Source organism: Marinobacterium aestuariivivens (genome assembly GCF_042661465.1).
GTDB lineage: Bacteria > Pseudomonadota > Gammaproteobacteria > Pseudomonadales > Balneatricaceae > Marinobacterium_A > Marinobacterium_A aestuariivivens.
In genome coordinates this window covers 1,698,751-1,712,969 of record NZ_JBHSWE010000001.1, presented here as the reverse complement: position 1 = coordinate 1,712,969, position 14,219 = coordinate 1,698,751, and the positions used below count along the sequence as shown (strand labels likewise).

The following is a 14,219-nucleotide window of genomic DNA, read 5'->3' as shown; positions in this document are numbered from 1 at the left end:
ATGCATTGTCCCTTCTGCGGCGCCAACGAAACCAAGGTGGTGGACTCCCGCCTGGTCGCCGAAGGCCAGCAGGTCCGGCGCAGGCGGGAATGCATCGGCTGCCATGAGCGCTTTACCACCTACGAAGCGGCCGAGCTGCTGATGCCGCGGATCATCAAGACCGACGGCATGCGCCAGCCTTTCGACGAAGAGAAGCTGCGGGCCGGCGTGCAGCGGGCGCTGGAAAAGCGGCCGGTCGGGATCGAGGCGATCGAGGCGGCCATCAACCGCATCAAGCAGCGTCTGCGTGCCACCGGCGAGCGCGAGGTGCCGTCGCGTCTGGTCGGCGAGACCGTGATGGCGGAGCTGCGCAAGCTCGACCAGGTGGCCTATGTGCGCTTCGCCTCGGTCTATCGCAGCTTTCAGGACGTCAATGAATTCAAGAAAGAGATCGACCGGCTGTCGTCCCAGAGTGACAACGGCGAGGAGTCTGCATGAGCCGTTTCAGTCGCGATGACCATGAGCTGATGGCGCGGGCGATCCGGCTGGCGTGGCGGGGGCTCTACAGCACCGATCCCAATCCGCGGGTCGGCTGTGTGCTGGTGAAGGGCGGCGAGATCGTCGGCGAGGGCTACCATGTCCGGGCCGGCAAGGGTCACGCCGAGGTCAATGCCTTGCGTCAGGCGGGTGAACGGGCGCGTGGCTGCACCGCCTATGTCACCCTGGAACCCTGCAGTCACCAGGGTCGCACGCCACCCTGTGCCGATGCGCTGGTCGAGGCCGGCGTCGCCCGGGTTGTCGCGGCGATGGTCGATCCGAATCCCAGGTGGCCGGTCGCGGGCTGCAGCGCCTGCGCGAGGCCGGTATCGGGACCGAAAGCGGTCTGCTCGAAGCCCAGGCAAGAGAACTCAATTCGGGATTCATCCGGCGCATGGAGTCGGGCCGTCCGCTGGTGCGGCTCAAGCTGGCCTCGAGCCTGGATGGCCGCACCGCGATGGCCAGCGGCGAATCGCAATGGATCACGGGGCCCGCGGCGCGCGCCGACGTGCAGCGCCTGAGAGCCCGCAGCTCGGCGATCCTGACCGGTGTGGAGTCGATACTGATCGATGACTCGTCACTGACAGTGCGCCCGGCCGAAGCCGGTTTCAGCGCCGAGGAGTGTCAGGCGGTCGGCGAGCGGCAGCCGCTGCGACTGGTGCTCGACAGTCAGCTGAGAATGCCGGTCGCGGCCCGCATACTCAGGCAGCCCGGGCGTACCCTGGTGGTGACCTGTCGCGACGATGCTGAAAAGAGTTCCGCGCTCCGGGCGGCGGGGGCCGAGCTGCTGGTGCTGCCGGAAAACGGGGGAGGATCGACCTCGCCGCGCTGCTGGCCTGGCTGGCGGCGGAGCAGTGCAACGAATTGCTGGTGGAAACCGGTGCGACCCTGGCCGGTGCCTTCGTCGCGGCGGGGCTGGTCGACGAGCTTGTGGTCTACATGGCGCCCAAGCTTCTGGGGTCGTCCGGCCGGCCGCTGCTGGCGCTGCCGTTCGACGCCATGGCGCAGCAGATCCCCCTCGAGGTGGCGGAGATGCGCCAACTGGGCGATGATCTGCGTCTGAACCTGAAGCCCCGATACAAGGACCCGAACTGAATGTTTACCGGTATAGTGGAAGCCGTCGGCCGGGTCGCGGCCATCGAAATGCAGCAGGGCGATATGCGTCTCCGTGTGCAGACCGGCGACCTTGATCTCGCGGACGTGAAGCTTGGCGACAGTATCGCCACCAACGGCGTCTGCCTGACCGTGGTCGAGCTGACCGGCGACGGCTTCTGGGCCGACCTGTCACGCGAGACGCTGGCGCATACCCGCTTCGAGACCCTTGGCGTCGGCGAAGCGGTGAATCTGGAAAAGGCGCTGATGCCCAGCAGCCGGCTCGGCGGTCATATCGTCACAGGCCATGTCGACGGCATCGGCGAGCTGGTCGAGCGCAATGACGATGCCCGCTCGATCCGGCTGAGGATCCGGGCGCCACAGGCGCTGGCGCGCTATATTGCCGCCAAGGGGTCGGTCACCGTCGATGGCGTGAGCCTGACCGTCAATGCCGTCGACGGGCGTGAATTTGAATTGAACATCGTGCCGCACACCGCGGCCGAGACCATCATTGCCGGCTATGGGCCGGGCAGCCGGGTCCATCTCGAGATCGATATCGTGGCCCGCTACCTGGAGCGTCTGCTGCAGTTCGATCCGCGAGAGACCGCTGAACCGCAGCAGGGTGGCCTGACACTGGATAAACTGGCCGAATACGGTTTCGGCGGCCGCCGATAACGGCTGAAAAAGAACGAGACAGGAAAAGATCGATGCAGCTGAATACGACCGAGGAACTGATCGAGGACATTCGTCAGGGCAAGATGGTCATCCTGATGGACGACGAGGATCGCGAAAACGAGGGCGACCTGGTGATCGCCGCCGAGATGGTGCGGGCCGAAGACATCAACTTCATGGCCACCCATGCCCGCGGCCTGATCTGCCTGACCCTGACCCGCAGCCGCTGCGAGCAGCTCAAGCTGCCGCTGATGGTACAGAGCAACGGCGCCCAGTTCTCGACCAACTTCACCCTGTCGATCGAAGCGGCGACAGGGGTCACCACCGGCATCTCGGCGGCGGACCGGGCCCACACCGTGCGGGTGGCGGTCAAGCACGACGCCAAACCCGAGGACATCGTCCAGCCGGGACATATCTTCCCGCTGATGGCGCAGCCGGGCGGTGTACTGAGCCGTGCCGGGCATACCGAAGCCGGCTGTGACCTGCCGCGCCTGGCCGGGCTGTTCCCGGCCTCGGTGATCGTCGAGATCATGAACGAGGACGGGACCATGGCGCGCCGTCCGGATCTGGAGAAGTTCGCCGAGAAGCACGGCCTGAAGATCGGCACCATCGCCGACCTGATCCACTACCGCACCACCAACGAGCACACGGTGGTACGGGAGAGCGAAGGGGTGCTGCCGACGGAGTTCGGCGATTTCAACTATGTTACCTACCGTGACGAGATCCAGGGCTGCACCCATCTGGCCCTGACCCAGGGCGAGATCAGCAAGGAAGACCCGACCCTGGTGCGCGTGCACATCCGCACCGAGGTGCTGCGCGACGTGGTCGGCGCCAACCCCGGCGATACCGTCAAGTGGACCATGCGCCGCGCCCTGCGCCGGGTGGCCGAGGAGGGCAAGGGTGTGGTGCTGCTGCTCGATGTGGCCAACAAGATCGACCTTGGCGATGCTCTGGAGCAGATGCTGCAGGGGCCGAAAAAATCCAAGGTCAATGTCAGCGCGTCCGGCGCCTACCTCACCGTGGGTACCGGCTCGCAGATACTGCGCGATCTGGGTGTGGGCAAGATGCGTCTGCTCAGCTCGCCGATGAAGTTCAACGCGATCTCCGGTTTCGACCTCGAGATCGACGAATACATCCCTTACGAAGATTAATCGGGACTCAAGATGTCTGTAACTGTTTATGAAGGTGACTTTGTCAGCGGCGCCGGCAAGTACGCGATCGTTGTCGGCCGTTTCAATGCGTTTGTCGTCGAAAGCCTGCTCGAGGGCGCGATCGATACCCTGAAGCGCCATGGCATTCAGGAAAGCGATATCCGCGTGGTGCGGGTGCCGGGCGCATTCGAGATCCCGCTGGCGGTCAAGCGCGTCGCGGCGCAGAAGCAGGACGATGCGATCATCGCCCTGGGCGCCGTGATCCGGGGCGGCACACCGCATTTCGAGTACGTCTCCGCCGAGAGCTCCAAGGGCGTGGCCCAGGTGTCGATGGACTACGACATCCCGGTGGCCAACGGTATTCTCACCGTCAACAGCATCGAGCAGGCGATCGAGCGCTCCGGCACCAAGGCCGGCAACAAGGGCGCGGAAGCGGCCCTGTCGGCGCTGGAAATGGTCAGCCTGCTGCGACAGCTCGAGGGTTAAGCGCGTGTCCGAGGCTCCCCACAAGCGCAAGAAACCGTCGCTGACCGAAAAGCGCCGCTCCGCCCGCAGCTTCGCGCTGCAGGCGATCTACCAGTGGCAGATCGCCGGCCAGCCGCTGACCGAGATCGATGCCCAGTTCCGCGTCGACAACGACATGCGCGATACCGACGTGCAGATGTTCTCCGAGCTGCTGCACGGTGTCGCCCGCTGCAAGAGCGAACTGGACGCGGCCTTCGCGCCCTACCTGGACCGGGCGGTCGAGGACCTGGACCCGATCGAGCTGGCGGTGCTGCGCATCGGCGCCTACGAGCTGATGCAGCGTCCCGAAGTGCCCTACCGGGTGGCGATCAACGAAAGCGTCGAACTGGCCAAGGTGTTCGGTGCGACCGAAAGCCACCGCTACGTCAACGGCGTGCTCGACAAGCTCGCCCAGCGCGTGCGCTACGCCGAGATTCGCGCCAGGAAAGGCTGACCTTGGACGAGTTCTCGCTGATCGGCCGCTATTTCAGCGCCCTGACCGAAGCCGACGACAGCATCGTCCTCGGCATCGGCGACGACTGCGCCCAGTTGCGGGTGCCCCCGGCATGGACCTGGTGGTCTCGATCGATACCCTGGTCGAGGGCACCCATTTCCTGCCGGGCACCGCACCGGGGCGCATCGCCAGCCGGGTGCTGGGGGCGGCGGTGAGCGATCTGGCGGCGATGGGCGCCACGCCGGCCTGGTTCACCCTGGCGCTGACACTGCCGGCTGCCGACGAGGCCTGGCTGGCGCCCTTCGCCGAACAGCTCGGGCGCAGCGCGCGTACCTTCGGCATCCGCCTGATCGGCGGCGACACCACCCGCGGCCCGCTGACGCTGAGCGTCCAGGCCCACGGCTGGGTCCCGGCAGGCAAGGGGCTGCACCGGCGCGGCGCGGCGGTCGGCGACCGCATCTGCGTCACCGGCACCCTGGGTGACAGCCGCGGCGGACTCGAGTGTCTGCTCAAGCCTGTCGAGGGTATCGACGATCATCTGCTCGAACGCTTCTTCGCCCCCGGCCACGGCTGGCCACCGGCCAGCTGATTGCCGGTTACGCCAGCGCCTGCATCGATATTTCCGATGGGTTGCTGGCGGATCTCGGCCATGTTCTCGAAGCCAGTGGCGTCGGCGCGCGGGTCGAGCGGCAGCGTCTGCCGCTGTCGCCGGCGCTGATCGACTACTGCGGTCTCGAACAGGCGCGGGACTGGGCGTTGGGGGGTGGCGAGGACTACGAACTCTGCTTCACCGTGCCGCAAAGCCGCTGGGAGGCTCTGGCGGAGGCGCTGCGGGGCCACGGCGTGGCGGTGACCTGCGTCGGCGAGGTGCTGCCCGCGGCTGCCGGTCTGCAACTCGAAGATGGCGGACGGCGCCTTGAACTGCCCGAGGCCGGCTACAACCATTTCGCCGGTGGCGATGACAAGGAATCCTGATGCAAAGGCTGGCCGCGCAGGTACTGCGCAACCCGATTCATCTGCTGGCCTTCGGGTTCGGCAGCGGCCTCGCCCCGAAGGCGCCGGGCACCTTTGGTACCCTGGCTGCTGTCCCGCTCTATCTGCTGCTGGCGCCGCTGTCGTTGCCGGTTTATCTGCTGGTGCTGGTACTGGCCACGGCGCTGGGTATTTTCCTCTGTGACCGCACGGCCCGGGATCTGGGCGTGCACGATCATCCGGGCATCGTCTGGGACGAGTTCGTCGGTTTCTGGATCACCATGCTGGCGGTGCCGTTGCAGTGGTACTGGATAGTGGCCGGCTTCGCGCTGTTCCGGCTCTTCGATATCTGGAAGCCCTGGCCGGTGCGGTTGGCGGACCGGCGAGTATCCGGCGGTTTCGGCATCATGCTCGACGATATCCTGGCCGGCCTCTATGCATGGCTGGTGCTGCAACTGCTGGTTTATCTCGCCGGCTGACCGTTTCAGCCCGGTTTCAGACTGGCGGGATAGGCTGATGCCTGTAGCCGTATTTCGCGAAAGTGCGGATGGATAACCTGTAGGTTGGGTCAAGCGACGAAGAAGCGGACCCGACAGTCGTATGCACCGAGAGCAATCGATCTGCATGTCGACAGACATGATGGGGCCGCGATGCCCGGGTCGCGAGGTAACAGGAAGGTCGTGCACAGCATCGCTTGCCCCATCCTACGGTGTCTGGAGGAACCATGAAGCGAACGACCCTTTTGTTGCTGACCTGCCTGTTCGCCGGCCGGGCGCTGGCCATCGGCGCCGGTGCAGAGGGCATGACGCAGCTGTCGCTCGAGCGCTGCCGCCAACTGGTGGAGGCCGGGGCTATCCTCTCGATGATGGAGCTGATGGCCCGGGTCGAGGCGCTGTCCGGCGGTCAGTTGCTCGACAGTGTGCTGCTGCAGTCGGATGACGACTATATCTACGAACTCGAAGTGGCCGGCATCGACGGCGTGGTGCGCATGCTCTATGTCGATGCGCGCACCGGTGTGCTGGTCGATTTCTGACGGAGGCTCGAAAAGGATGCGTGTGCTGCTGGTGGAGGACGATCCGGTACTGGGGCCGGAGCTTAAAGCGGAACTGGCGCGCAGCGGCTATGCGGTCGATCTGGTCGACAACGGTATCGATGCCGAAGCCGCCGGCTACGAGGATATCTATGACCTGGCCGTGCTGGATCTGGGGCTGCCGCAGCGGCCCGGGCTCGAGGTGCTGCAGCACTGGCGCAAGCGTCACAATGCGCTGCCGGTGCTGATCCTGACCGCGCGCTCGGCCTGGCAGGAGCGGGTCGACGGCTTCGAGGCCGGCGCCGACGATTATCTCTGCAAACCCTTCCATACCGAGGAACTGCTGGCGCGGATGAGTGCGTTGTTGCGCCGGGTGCATCAGCAGGCCGGCGCGGTCGGCCTCGAGGTCGCGGGTCTGCGACTCGACGAGAAGACCCAGTCGGTGGTGCCGCAGGGAGCGGAACCGGTGAGTCTGACCGGCACTGAATACCGGCTGCTGCGCTATTTCATGCACAACCCCGGAAGGGTATTGTCGAAGCTGCAGCTGGTGGAGCATCTTTACGACGATGGCGTCGAGAACGACAGCAACGTCATCGAGGCCTATATCAAGATGCTGCGCAAGAAGGTCGGCCACGACCGTATCGAGACGCGGCGTGGTCAGGGCTACGTTTTCCGGCCGTGAAATCGATCCAGCACCGCCTCAACAGTGCTTTCGTTCTCATTACCCTGGTGCTCTGCGTGACCGTCCGGGTTTCCTGCAGCTGGGTGTTCCGGCCGTGAAATCGATCCAGCACCGCCTCAACAGCGCCTTCGTTCTCATTACCCTGGTGCTCTGCATGACCCTCTGGGTTTCCTACAGCTGGTTCCTGCGTCAGACCGCCTACGATTTCGTCAGCGCCAGTCTCGGCAGCGAAGCCTACGTGCTGCTGAAATCGGTCGAAATGGACGAAAGCGGCGGCTGGCGCATCAATCCGCAGTACGTCGCGCCGGTCTACGAACAGCCGATGTCGGGGCACTATTTCCAGTTCCAGGTAGGCCAGGATCCGGCCTGGTACCACTCCCGTTCGCTCTGGGACGAATCCATTCCGCTGGTGGGCGGCAAGGCCCTCGACGAGCAGGGGTTGCGGCTGGTCTACAAGCATGACAAGCCCTGGCTGGTACGGGAGGAACGCTTCACCAAGGACGGTCGCCCGTTGCGACTGCTGCTGGCCGCCGATGTCAGTCATATAGAGGCGGGCCTGGCGCGACTGCGCTGGACCATGATGGCGGTGGTGGCGCTCTTTCTTGGCGGCCTGTTGCTGGCCCAGATGCTGGTGATCCGCAATGGCCTGCGCTCGCTGGTGCGGGTCGGCGGTCAGCTCAACCGTCTCAAGCAGGGGGACATCCGTCAGCTGCCGAAGGCGGACACCGCCGAGGTCGAGCCGCTGGTGACCGAGATCAACTACCTGGTGCAAAGCATGGAGATGCGTCTGACCCGTTCGCGCAATGCGCTCGGCAACCTGGCCCATGCCGCCAAGACGCCGCTCACGGTGCTGGACCGTCAGATCGAAACCCTGGCGCAGACCGCGCCGGAGCAGGCCGCGCCGCTGCGCGAGCAGTCCCGGCGTCTGCGCGAACTGATGGAGCGGGAACTGCGCCGCGCCCGGATCGCCGGTGCCGCCCTGCCGGGGCAGCGCATCTACCTGCAACAGGAGATCGAGAAGCTCGTACGCACGCTGCGGGCGATCTACCGCGAGCGGGATATCGAGATCGAAACCACGGTCTCGGCGGGCAGCTTCTTTCCCGGGGAGCGTGACGACCTGGTCGAGCTGCTCGGCAACCTGCTCGACAATGCCTGCAAATGGGCGCGGCACCGGGTCGGCGTCAGCGGGGCCATGGATGAACATTGTCTGGAATTGCGCGTCGAAGACGATGGGCCCGGGATTCCTCCGGAACAGCGCGAGGGCCTGCTCGAGCGGGGAGCCCGGCTCGACGAGTCCCGCGCCGGGCATGGACTGGGCATGAGCATCGTCAGCGAAATCGTGCGCCAGTACGAGGGGCGGCTGGAGCTGGGAGAGGCTGCCGGAGGCGGCCTCGAAGTGCGGGTGCTGCTGCCGCTTCGCCCCGGGCTGGAGCTGACAGCGGGTGCTGGCCCCTTGTAAAAGCACATCAATGCCACCATTTACCAGAGATTGCCGAAGCTCGCACGGGGCGGGGGCGGCTGGTAAAATGCTCGCCTTCGTGCGTTGAGGATCGGATCAGTGTCTGTCAAATATGTAGCGTCGTCCAAGCTGCCTACCCCCTGGGGTACCTTTACCATGGTCGGGTTCGAGGATGAAACCAGCGGCAAGGAGCATGTCGCCCTGGTGTTTGGCGAGGTCGCGGGGGACAGCCCCGTGCTGGCACGGGTGCATTCCGAGTGCCTGACCGGCGATGCGCTGTTCAGCCTGCGCTGCGACTGCGGCTTCCAGTTGCAGGAAGCGCTCAAGCGCATCAGCGAGAACGGCAGCGGCGTGCTGCTCTATCTGCGCCAGGAAGGCCGTGGCATCGGCCTGCTGAACAAGATCCGGGCCTACCACCTGCAGGATGGCGGTGCCGATACCGTCGAAGCCAACGAGCAGCTGGGCTTTGCCGCCGACATGCGCGACTACAGCATGTGCCTGCCGATGCTCGAGCACCTTGGCATCAAGCAGGTGCGTCTGATGACCAACAATCCGCGCAAGGTCAAGGCGCTGGAGCAGTATGGCGTCGCGGTGGCCGAGCGGGTGCCGCTGCAGGTCGGCAAGAACCGCCATAACGAACAGTATCTCGCCACCAAGATGGGCAAGCTCGGGCACATGATGACCGAGCACCATTTCCGCGAAGAAGAGTAGGTTGGAATGAGCCCCGAAGGGGCGAATTCCGACAGCCGGCGCAACGCGCCGGCAATTTGACGTCGACGACGCCCGGGCGGTTCGGTATGCGTCGATTCCGACATGCGAATCCCGGAGTTCGCCTTAGGCTCATTCCAGGCTACGGTTTTACCTATTCCATCGGGCCTCGATGGCGGCTTTGATCTGAGCGGCGCCTAGGCCGCAGTCCTCGAGCTGTTGGGCGCGGGTGCCGTGCTCGATCCAGCGATCGGGGATGCCGAGGCAGAGCAGCTCGGTGTGCAGGCGCCCGGCCTGCAGGCACTCGGCGACTGCGGAGCCGGCGCCGCCCTCCACCGCATGATCCTCCAGCGTCACCAGCAGCTCATGGCTGGCGGCCAGTTCCCTGATCCGGTCTTCGTCCAGCGGCTTGACGAAACGCATATCGACCAGCGTAAGGTCCAATGCTTCGGCGACTTCCCGTGCACAGGGCAGCAGCGGTCCGAAATTCAGCAGCGCGGCCCGCGCGCCTTCGCGCAGGGTGCGGCTGCGACCGACCGCCACCGTCTCCAGCGTCTCGCCTTCGGGCAGGCCGGGGCCCCCGCCGCGCGGATAGCGCACCGCGGCCGGTCCCGGATGCGCGTAGCCGGTCTGCAGCAGCGCCCGCAGCTCCGGCTCGTCCGCCGGGGTCATGATCAGCATGCCGGGCAGGGTACGCAGCAGCGCGATATCGAAGACGCCGGCATGGGTGGCGCCGTCCTCGCCGACGAGACCGGCGCGGTCGACCGCCAGCAGCACGTCGAGCTGCTGGATGGCGATATCGTGCACCAACTGGTCGTAGGCCCGTTGCAGGAAGGTCGAGTAGATCGCCACCACCGGTTTCATTCCGCCGCAGGCCAGGCCCGCGGCCAGCGTCAGTGCATGCTGCTCGGCGATGGCGACATCGAAATAGCGCTCGGGGAAACGTTCGGAAAAGGCGACCAGGTCCGAGCCTTCGCGCATCGCCGGAGTGATGCCGACCAGGCGAGTGTCGTGGCTGGCGAGATCGCAGAGCCAGCGACCGAAGATATTGGCGAACTTTCGTTTAGCCGCAGGCGCAGGCCTGGACCTGGCCACCGGCTCGATCTTGGTGATCGCATGGTACCCGACCGGATCGGCCTCGGCCGGGGCGAAGCCCTTGCCCTTGCGGGTGACGATATGCAGAAACTGCGGGCCGGGCGCGTTCAGTACCCGTTCCAGGGCCGGCAGCAGCTGGGTGAAATCATGACCGTCGACGGGGCCGGTATAGGCAAACTCCAGCGCCTCGAACAGCGGTGCGGCCACTTCGCGGTCGGTGCGGCTCTTGAGGTTCTTCGCCAGATAGGTCGCCAGCCCCCTTCGTTGTGGGAGATCGACATGTCATTGTCATTGAGGATCACCAGCAGGTCCGCGCCGGTGTGGCCGGCGTGGTTCAGCGCTTCGAAGGCCATGCCGGCGGTCATGGCGCCATCGCCGATCACCGCCACCGAACGGCGCTTGCGCCCCTGCAACCGGTCCGCCAGCGCCATCCCCAGGGCGGCGCTGATCGAGGTGCTGGAATGGCCGGTACCGAAATCGTCGTAGCGACTCTCGGCGCGCTTCGGGAAGGGCGACAGGCCGTGCTGCTGGCGCATGCTCAGCATCCGTTCGCGCCGGCCGGTGAGAATCTTGTGTGGATAGCACTGGTGGCCGACATCCCAGATCAGGTGATCGTCCGGGGTCTGCAGCCGGTAGTGCAGGGCGATGGTCAGTTCGACCACGCCGAGACCGGCGCCGAAGTGTCCACCGGTCTGGCCGACGCTGTAAAGCAGAAAGGCGCGCAGCTGTTCGGCCAGCTGTGGCAGTTGGCCGGCTTCGAGGGTGCGCAGGTCGGCCGGAGATTCGATGCGATCGAGCAGCGGCGTCGCGGGCCGCTCAAGGGGTATCTGCTGAAACATCAGTGGTCCCGGCTGACGATGTAATCGGCGAGCTGACGCAGTGCGGTGGCGTCGGCTCCGAAAGGTTCGAGTGCGGCCAGGGCCTCCCGATGCAGGTGCTGCAGCTTGGCCTTGGCCTGCGTCAGTCCCAGCAGGGCCGGAAAAGTGGGCTTGTTCTGCGCAAGGTCGGAGCCCTGCGGCTTGCCCAGGGTCACCGTTTCGCCTTCTATATCGAGAATGTCGTCCTGCACCTGGAATGCCAGGCCAATGGCATCGCCATAGCGCTTCAGGGCCTGCCAGGCGTCGCCACTGTCGATACCGGCCGAGAGTGCGCCGAGTTCGACCGCCGCCGTCAGCAGGGCACCGGTCTTGTGGCTGTGCATCTGCTGCAGTTGCTCCAGCGTCAGGGGCCGGCCGACATGGGCCAGGTCGAAAGCCTGTCCGGCGACCATGCCCCTGTCGCCGGCGGCGCGGGCAAGGGTGCGGACCATCTGCAGCCGCTGCGCCGCCTCGAGGCCGCTGTCATCGTCGCTGAGCCACTCGAAGGCGATGCACTGCAGTGCATCGCCGGCCAGAATGGCGGTGGCCTCGTCGAAGGCGATATGGCAGGTCGGCTTGCCGCGACGCAGGTCGTCGTCGTCCATCGCCGGCAGGTCGTCATGGACCAGGGAGTAGCTGTGGACGGCTTCGATGGCGCAGGCGGCCGGGTCTGCGTTCCGGACATCGCCCCCCAGCAGCTGGTTGCTCAGATAGACCAGGCAGGGGCGGATGCGTTTGCCGCCGTTGAACAGCGCATACTGCATCGCCTCCTGCAGGCGTGGTTCTATACTGCGGTGTTGCAGCCGGGCGTCCAGCGCGGACTCGACCCGCAGGGCGTACTCCTGCAGCTGTGTGTTCAGGGTCACGGCTCAGCTGTCCTCGGGCTCGTGAAAAGGCACCGTCTGCAGCTCGCCGTCCTTTTCGACCAGCATCCTGACCTTCTGCTCCGCCTGGTCCAGAATCGCCTGGCATTCGCGGGTCAGGGCAATGCCCTGCTCGAAGGCCTGGAGGGCGTCCGCCAGCGGCATGTCTCCCTGCTCCATCCGGTTGACGAGCTGTTCCAGCTCGCTCAGCGAAGCTTCGAAGTCAGGGGTCTTTTTCGTGCGGGCCATCGGTTCCACCTGTGGTCAATGAGGCGTAAAAAGTACTAGACGGCGCCAACAGGGTCAATGAGGCCAAAAGCCGGCGTGCAGGCAGGTGTGCCTTGGTCTAATTCTGGTATCATCCGTGCTAGCCGATAATACGCCTGTTCGCTTTTAAGGAGAAATCTGTGGATATCGCAACGCTTGTCGGTCTGATCGGTTCGATGGGCATCATCATTGCCGCGATGGTGCTCGGCGGCGATGTCGGCATTTTCGTCAACCCCCGTCACTGCTGATTGTCGTGGGCGGTACCCTGCTGGTGGTGCTGATGAAGTATACGCTGCCGCAGTTTCTGGCCGCCGGCAAGATCGCCGCCAAGGCCTTCATGTTTAAGACCCAGCACCCCGAAGAGATCATCGGCGAGACCGTGGAGCTGGCCGATGCGGCGCGCAAGGGCGGTCTGCTGTCGCTGGAGGAAAAGGAGGTCGCGAACGCTTTCATGCAGCGCGGAATTCAGCTGCTGGTGGACGGGCATGATCCCCAGGTGGTCAGGATGCTGCTGAACAAGGAACAGCGCCTGACGTCCGAGAGACACGAATTTGGCAGCAGCATCTTCCGTGCGATGGGCGACGTGGCGCCGGCCATGGGCATGATCGGCACCCTTGTGGGGCTGGTGCAGATGCTGTCGAACATGAGCGATCCGAAGTCGATTGGCCCGGCGATGGCGGTGGCGTTGCTGACCACCCTCTATGGCGCCATGATCGCCAACATGATCGCGATCCCCATTGCCGACAAGCTCGCGGTGCGCAGGGACCAGGAGTCCTTGAACCAGGCGCTGGTGATCGATGGCCTGCTGGCGATCCAGGCGGGTCAGAACCCGCGGGTGATCGAGCAGATGCTACGCAACTACCTGCCCGAGAAGAAACGCTCGGTCGAAGAAGCCGCCGCCTGATTTCATGATGGAAGACGAAGACGAAAAGGGCTGCAAATGTCCGCCGGGCCTGCCGGCCTGGATGGCGACCTTCGCCGACCTGATGTCGTTGCTGATGTGCTTTTTCGTGCTGCTGCTGTCCTTTTCCGAGATGGACGTGCTGAAGTTCAAACAGCTGGCCGGCTCGATGCGCGAAGCGTTCGGCGTGCAGAATCAGATCAAGGTCGATGATATTCCCAAGGGTACCTCGGTGATCGCCCAGGAATTCAGCCCGGGCCGTCCCGAGCCGACACCGCTCAACGAAGTGCGGCAGATGACGGTCAACAATGACCTCAACACCCTCGATATCCGCTCGCGGGAAGGGGAGCAGAACACCCGCGATGCCGTCAGGGAGGATATCGAGGCGCTGATGGAGCTGCTCGAGCAGGAGGCGGAACAGGAGGCGGTCGAGTTCGCCATGGCGCTGTCCAAGGAGATCGGGGAGGGAGCCGTCGAGGTCGAAACCGATGGCTCGCGCATCATTATCCGGGTCAAGGAAAAGGGATCCTTCGACTCCGGCTCGGCGGAGCTGAAATTCGACTCCATCCCGGTCATCGCCAAGATCCGTGACGTGCTGCTGGGCGTGAAAGGCAAGGTGGAGGTGCAGGGGCATTCGGACAACGTGCCCTATGGGGGGACCCGCTTCGAATCGAACTGGGACCTGTCCGCCGCCCGCGCGCTGGCAGTGGCCCATGAGCTGTTTTCCGATCCGCGCATGGACCAGTCGCGTTTCACCGTCAGCGGCCTGGCCGACACCCATGCGCTGGTGCCGAACAACACATCCGCGAATCGTGCCCGCAACCGCCGGGTCGAGATCGTGATCCAGAAGGGCCGCGACCAGGAGCTGCTGGAGCCGATTCAGGCGCGGCCGGACGGCGACAGCGAAGGCGAGCGGCTGGCGCCGGGCGAGATTTTCTGATCATGCAGGAGCCCGGCCTCCGGGCGAATATTCAGAAGAATTCGCCCGGAAGCCGG

At 65.1% G+C, this 14,219-nt stretch carries 16 protein-coding genes and 3 pseudogenes; 16 read left to right on the top strand and 3 right to left on the bottom strand.

Annotation, left to right across the window (positions count from 1 at the left end):
- The 14 genes and pseudogenes from nrdR (at position 1) to ribA (ending at position 9,243) form a co-directional block, all read left to right on the top strand.
- On the top strand, positions 1 to 477 hold the full coding sequence (gene nrdR / locus ACFQDL_RS09000) for a transcriptional regulator NrdR (RefSeq protein ID WP_379908709.1): 477 nt from the start codon (positions 1 to 3) through the stop codon (positions 475 to 477).
- Positions 474 to 1,611 (top strand): annotated as a pseudogene (gene ribD, locus ACFQDL_RS08995) (bifunctional diaminohydroxyphosphoribosylaminopyrimidine deaminase/5-amino-6-(5-phosphoribosylamino)uracil reductase RibD). The gene nrdR and the pseudogene ribD overlap by 4 nt, the downstream one beginning before the upstream one ends.
- Positions 1,612 to 2,283 carry a riboflavin synthase gene (locus ACFQDL_RS08990; RefSeq protein ID WP_379908708.1) on the top strand — a complete coding sequence of 224 codons (672 nt, stop codon included), beginning with the start codon at positions 1,612 to 1,614 and terminating at the stop codon, positions 2,281 to 2,283. It begins immediately after the preceding pseudogene.
- Positions 2,284 to 2,315: 32 nt separating this feature from the next.
- Positions 2,316 to 3,431, top strand: coding sequence for a bifunctional 3,4-dihydroxy-2-butanone-4-phosphate synthase/GTP cyclohydrolase II (gene ribBA / locus ACFQDL_RS08985; protein WP_379908707.1), 1,116 nt, complete (start codon positions 2,316 to 2,318; stop codon positions 3,429 to 3,431).
- A 12-nt stretch (positions 3,432 to 3,443) separates the two neighbouring features.
- Positions 3,444 to 3,917: a 6,7-dimethyl-8-ribityllumazine synthase gene (ribH, locus tag ACFQDL_RS08980; RefSeq protein WP_379908706.1), complete on the top strand. Its 474-nt coding sequence runs from the start codon at positions 3,444 to 3,446 to the stop codon at positions 3,915 to 3,917.
- A 4-nt stretch (positions 3,918 to 3,921) separates the two neighbouring features.
- Entirely contained in the window at positions 3,922 to 4,389 is a 468-nt protein-coding gene (gene nusB / locus ACFQDL_RS08975; RefSeq protein ID WP_379908705.1) for a transcription antitermination factor NusB, read from the top strand.
- A 2-nt stretch (positions 4,390 to 4,391) separates the two neighbouring features.
- On the top strand, positions 4,392 to 4,604 hold the full coding sequence (locus ACFQDL_RS08970; protein WP_379908704.1) for a hypothetical protein: 213 nt from the start codon (positions 4,392 to 4,394) through the stop codon (positions 4,602 to 4,604).
- Entirely contained in the window at positions 4,502 to 4,978 is a 477-nt protein-coding gene (locus tag ACFQDL_RS08965; protein WP_379908703.1) for a thiamine-phosphate kinase, read from the top strand. The genes ACFQDL_RS08970 and ACFQDL_RS08965 overlap by 103 nt, the downstream gene beginning before the upstream one ends.
- A 41-nt stretch (positions 4,979 to 5,019) precedes the next feature.
- Positions 5,020 to 5,364, top strand: a complete 345-nt coding sequence (locus ACFQDL_RS08960) for a thiamine-phosphate kinase (RefSeq protein WP_379908702.1) — start codon at positions 5,020 to 5,022, stop codon at positions 5,362 to 5,364.
- Positions 5,364 to 5,840, top strand: coding sequence for a phosphatidylglycerophosphatase A family protein (locus ACFQDL_RS08955; protein WP_379908701.1), 477 nt, complete (start codon positions 5,364 to 5,366; stop codon positions 5,838 to 5,840). The genes ACFQDL_RS08960 and ACFQDL_RS08955 overlap by 1 nt, the downstream gene beginning before the upstream one ends.
- Before the next feature lie 245 nt (positions 5,841 to 6,085).
- Complete coding sequence (locus ACFQDL_RS08950) at positions 6,086 to 6,394, top strand: PepSY domain-containing protein (RefSeq protein WP_379908700.1); 309 nt, start codon at positions 6,086 to 6,088, stop codon at positions 6,392 to 6,394.
- 16 nt (positions 6,395 to 6,410) lie between these two features.
- Positions 6,411 to 7,073 (top strand): response regulator transcription factor, encoded by a 663-nt coding sequence (locus ACFQDL_RS08945; protein ID WP_379908699.1) that lies wholly within the window; start codon positions 6,411 to 6,413, stop codon positions 7,071 to 7,073.
- 94 nt (positions 7,074 to 7,167) lie between these two features.
- Positions 7,168 to 8,532 carry an ATP-binding protein gene (locus ACFQDL_RS08940; RefSeq protein WP_379908698.1) on the top strand — a complete coding sequence of 455 codons (1,365 nt, stop codon included), beginning with the start codon at positions 7,168 to 7,170 and terminating at the stop codon, positions 8,530 to 8,532.
- 99 nt (positions 8,533 to 8,631) lie between these two features.
- Entirely contained in the window at positions 8,632 to 9,243 is a 612-nt protein-coding gene (ribA, locus tag ACFQDL_RS08935; protein WP_379908697.1) for a GTP cyclohydrolase II, read from the top strand.
- A gap of 147 nt (positions 9,244 to 9,390) precedes the next feature.
- Here ribA and dxs read toward each other — a convergent pair.
- The 3 genes and pseudogenes from dxs to ACFQDL_RS08920 all read right to left on the bottom strand — a co-directional run bounded on the left by dxs (position 9,391) and on the right by ACFQDL_RS08920 (position 12,304).
- A pseudogene (gene dxs, locus ACFQDL_RS08930) lies at positions 9,391 to 11,174 on the bottom strand (1-deoxy-D-xylulose-5-phosphate synthase).
- Positions 11,174 to 12,058: a polyprenyl synthetase family protein gene (locus ACFQDL_RS08925; protein WP_379908696.1), complete on the bottom strand. Its 885-nt coding sequence runs from the start codon at positions 12,056 to 12,058 to the stop codon at positions 11,174 to 11,176. Before ACFQDL_RS08925 ends, dxs begins: the two are co-directional and overlap by 1 nt.
- A 3-nt stretch (positions 12,059 to 12,061) precedes the next feature.
- Positions 12,062 to 12,304: an exodeoxyribonuclease VII small subunit gene (locus tag ACFQDL_RS08920; protein ID WP_379908695.1), complete on the bottom strand. Its 243-nt coding sequence runs from the start codon at positions 12,302 to 12,304 to the stop codon at positions 12,062 to 12,064.
- A 158-nt stretch (positions 12,305 to 12,462) separates the two neighbouring features.
- Here ACFQDL_RS08920 and pomA point away from each other — a divergent pair.
- Positions 12,463 to 13,226 (top strand): annotated as a pseudogene (pomA, locus tag ACFQDL_RS08915) (flagellar motor protein PomA).
- A 7-nt stretch (positions 13,227 to 13,233) separates the two neighbouring features.
- Entirely contained in the window at positions 13,234 to 14,163 is a 930-nt protein-coding gene (locus tag ACFQDL_RS08910) for a flagellar motor protein MotB (protein ID WP_379912978.1), read from the top strand.
- Positions 14,164 to 14,219 lie beyond the last annotated feature (56 nt).

Coding starts and splice junctions, on each gene's coding strand:
- nrdR (WP_379908709.1), top strand. CDS start 1: ATGCATTGTCCCTTCTGCGGCGCCAACGAAACCAAGGTGGTGGACTCC.
- ACFQDL_RS08990 (WP_379908708.1), top strand. CDS start 1,612: ATGTTTACCGGTATAGTGGAAGCCGTCGGCCGGGTCGCGGCCATCGAA.
- ribBA (WP_379908707.1), top strand. CDS start 2,316: ATGCAGCTGAATACGACCGAGGAACTGATCGAGGACATTCGTCAGGGC.
- ribH (WP_379908706.1), top strand. CDS start 3,444: ATGTCTGTAACTGTTTATGAAGGTGACTTTGTCAGCGGCGCCGGCAAG.
- ACFQDL_RS08965 (WP_379908703.1), top strand. CDS start 4,502: ATGGACCTGGTGGTCTCGATCGATACCCTGGTCGAGGGCACCCATTTC.
- ACFQDL_RS08955 (WP_379908701.1), top strand. CDS start 5,364: ATGCAAAGGCTGGCCGCGCAGGTACTGCGCAACCCGATTCATCTGCTG.
- ACFQDL_RS08950 (WP_379908700.1), top strand. CDS start 6,086: ATGAAGCGAACGACCCTTTTGTTGCTGACCTGCCTGTTCGCCGGCCGG.
- ACFQDL_RS08945 (WP_379908699.1), top strand. CDS start 6,411: ATGCGTGTGCTGCTGGTGGAGGACGATCCGGTACTGGGGCCGGAGCTT.
- ACFQDL_RS08920 (WP_379908695.1), bottom strand. CDS start 12,304: ATGGCCCGCACGAAAAAGACCCCTGACTTCGAAGCTTCGCTGAGCGAG.
- ACFQDL_RS08910 (WP_379912978.1), top strand. CDS start 13,234: ATGGAAGACGAAGACGAAAAGGGCTGCAAATGTCCGCCGGGCCTGCCG.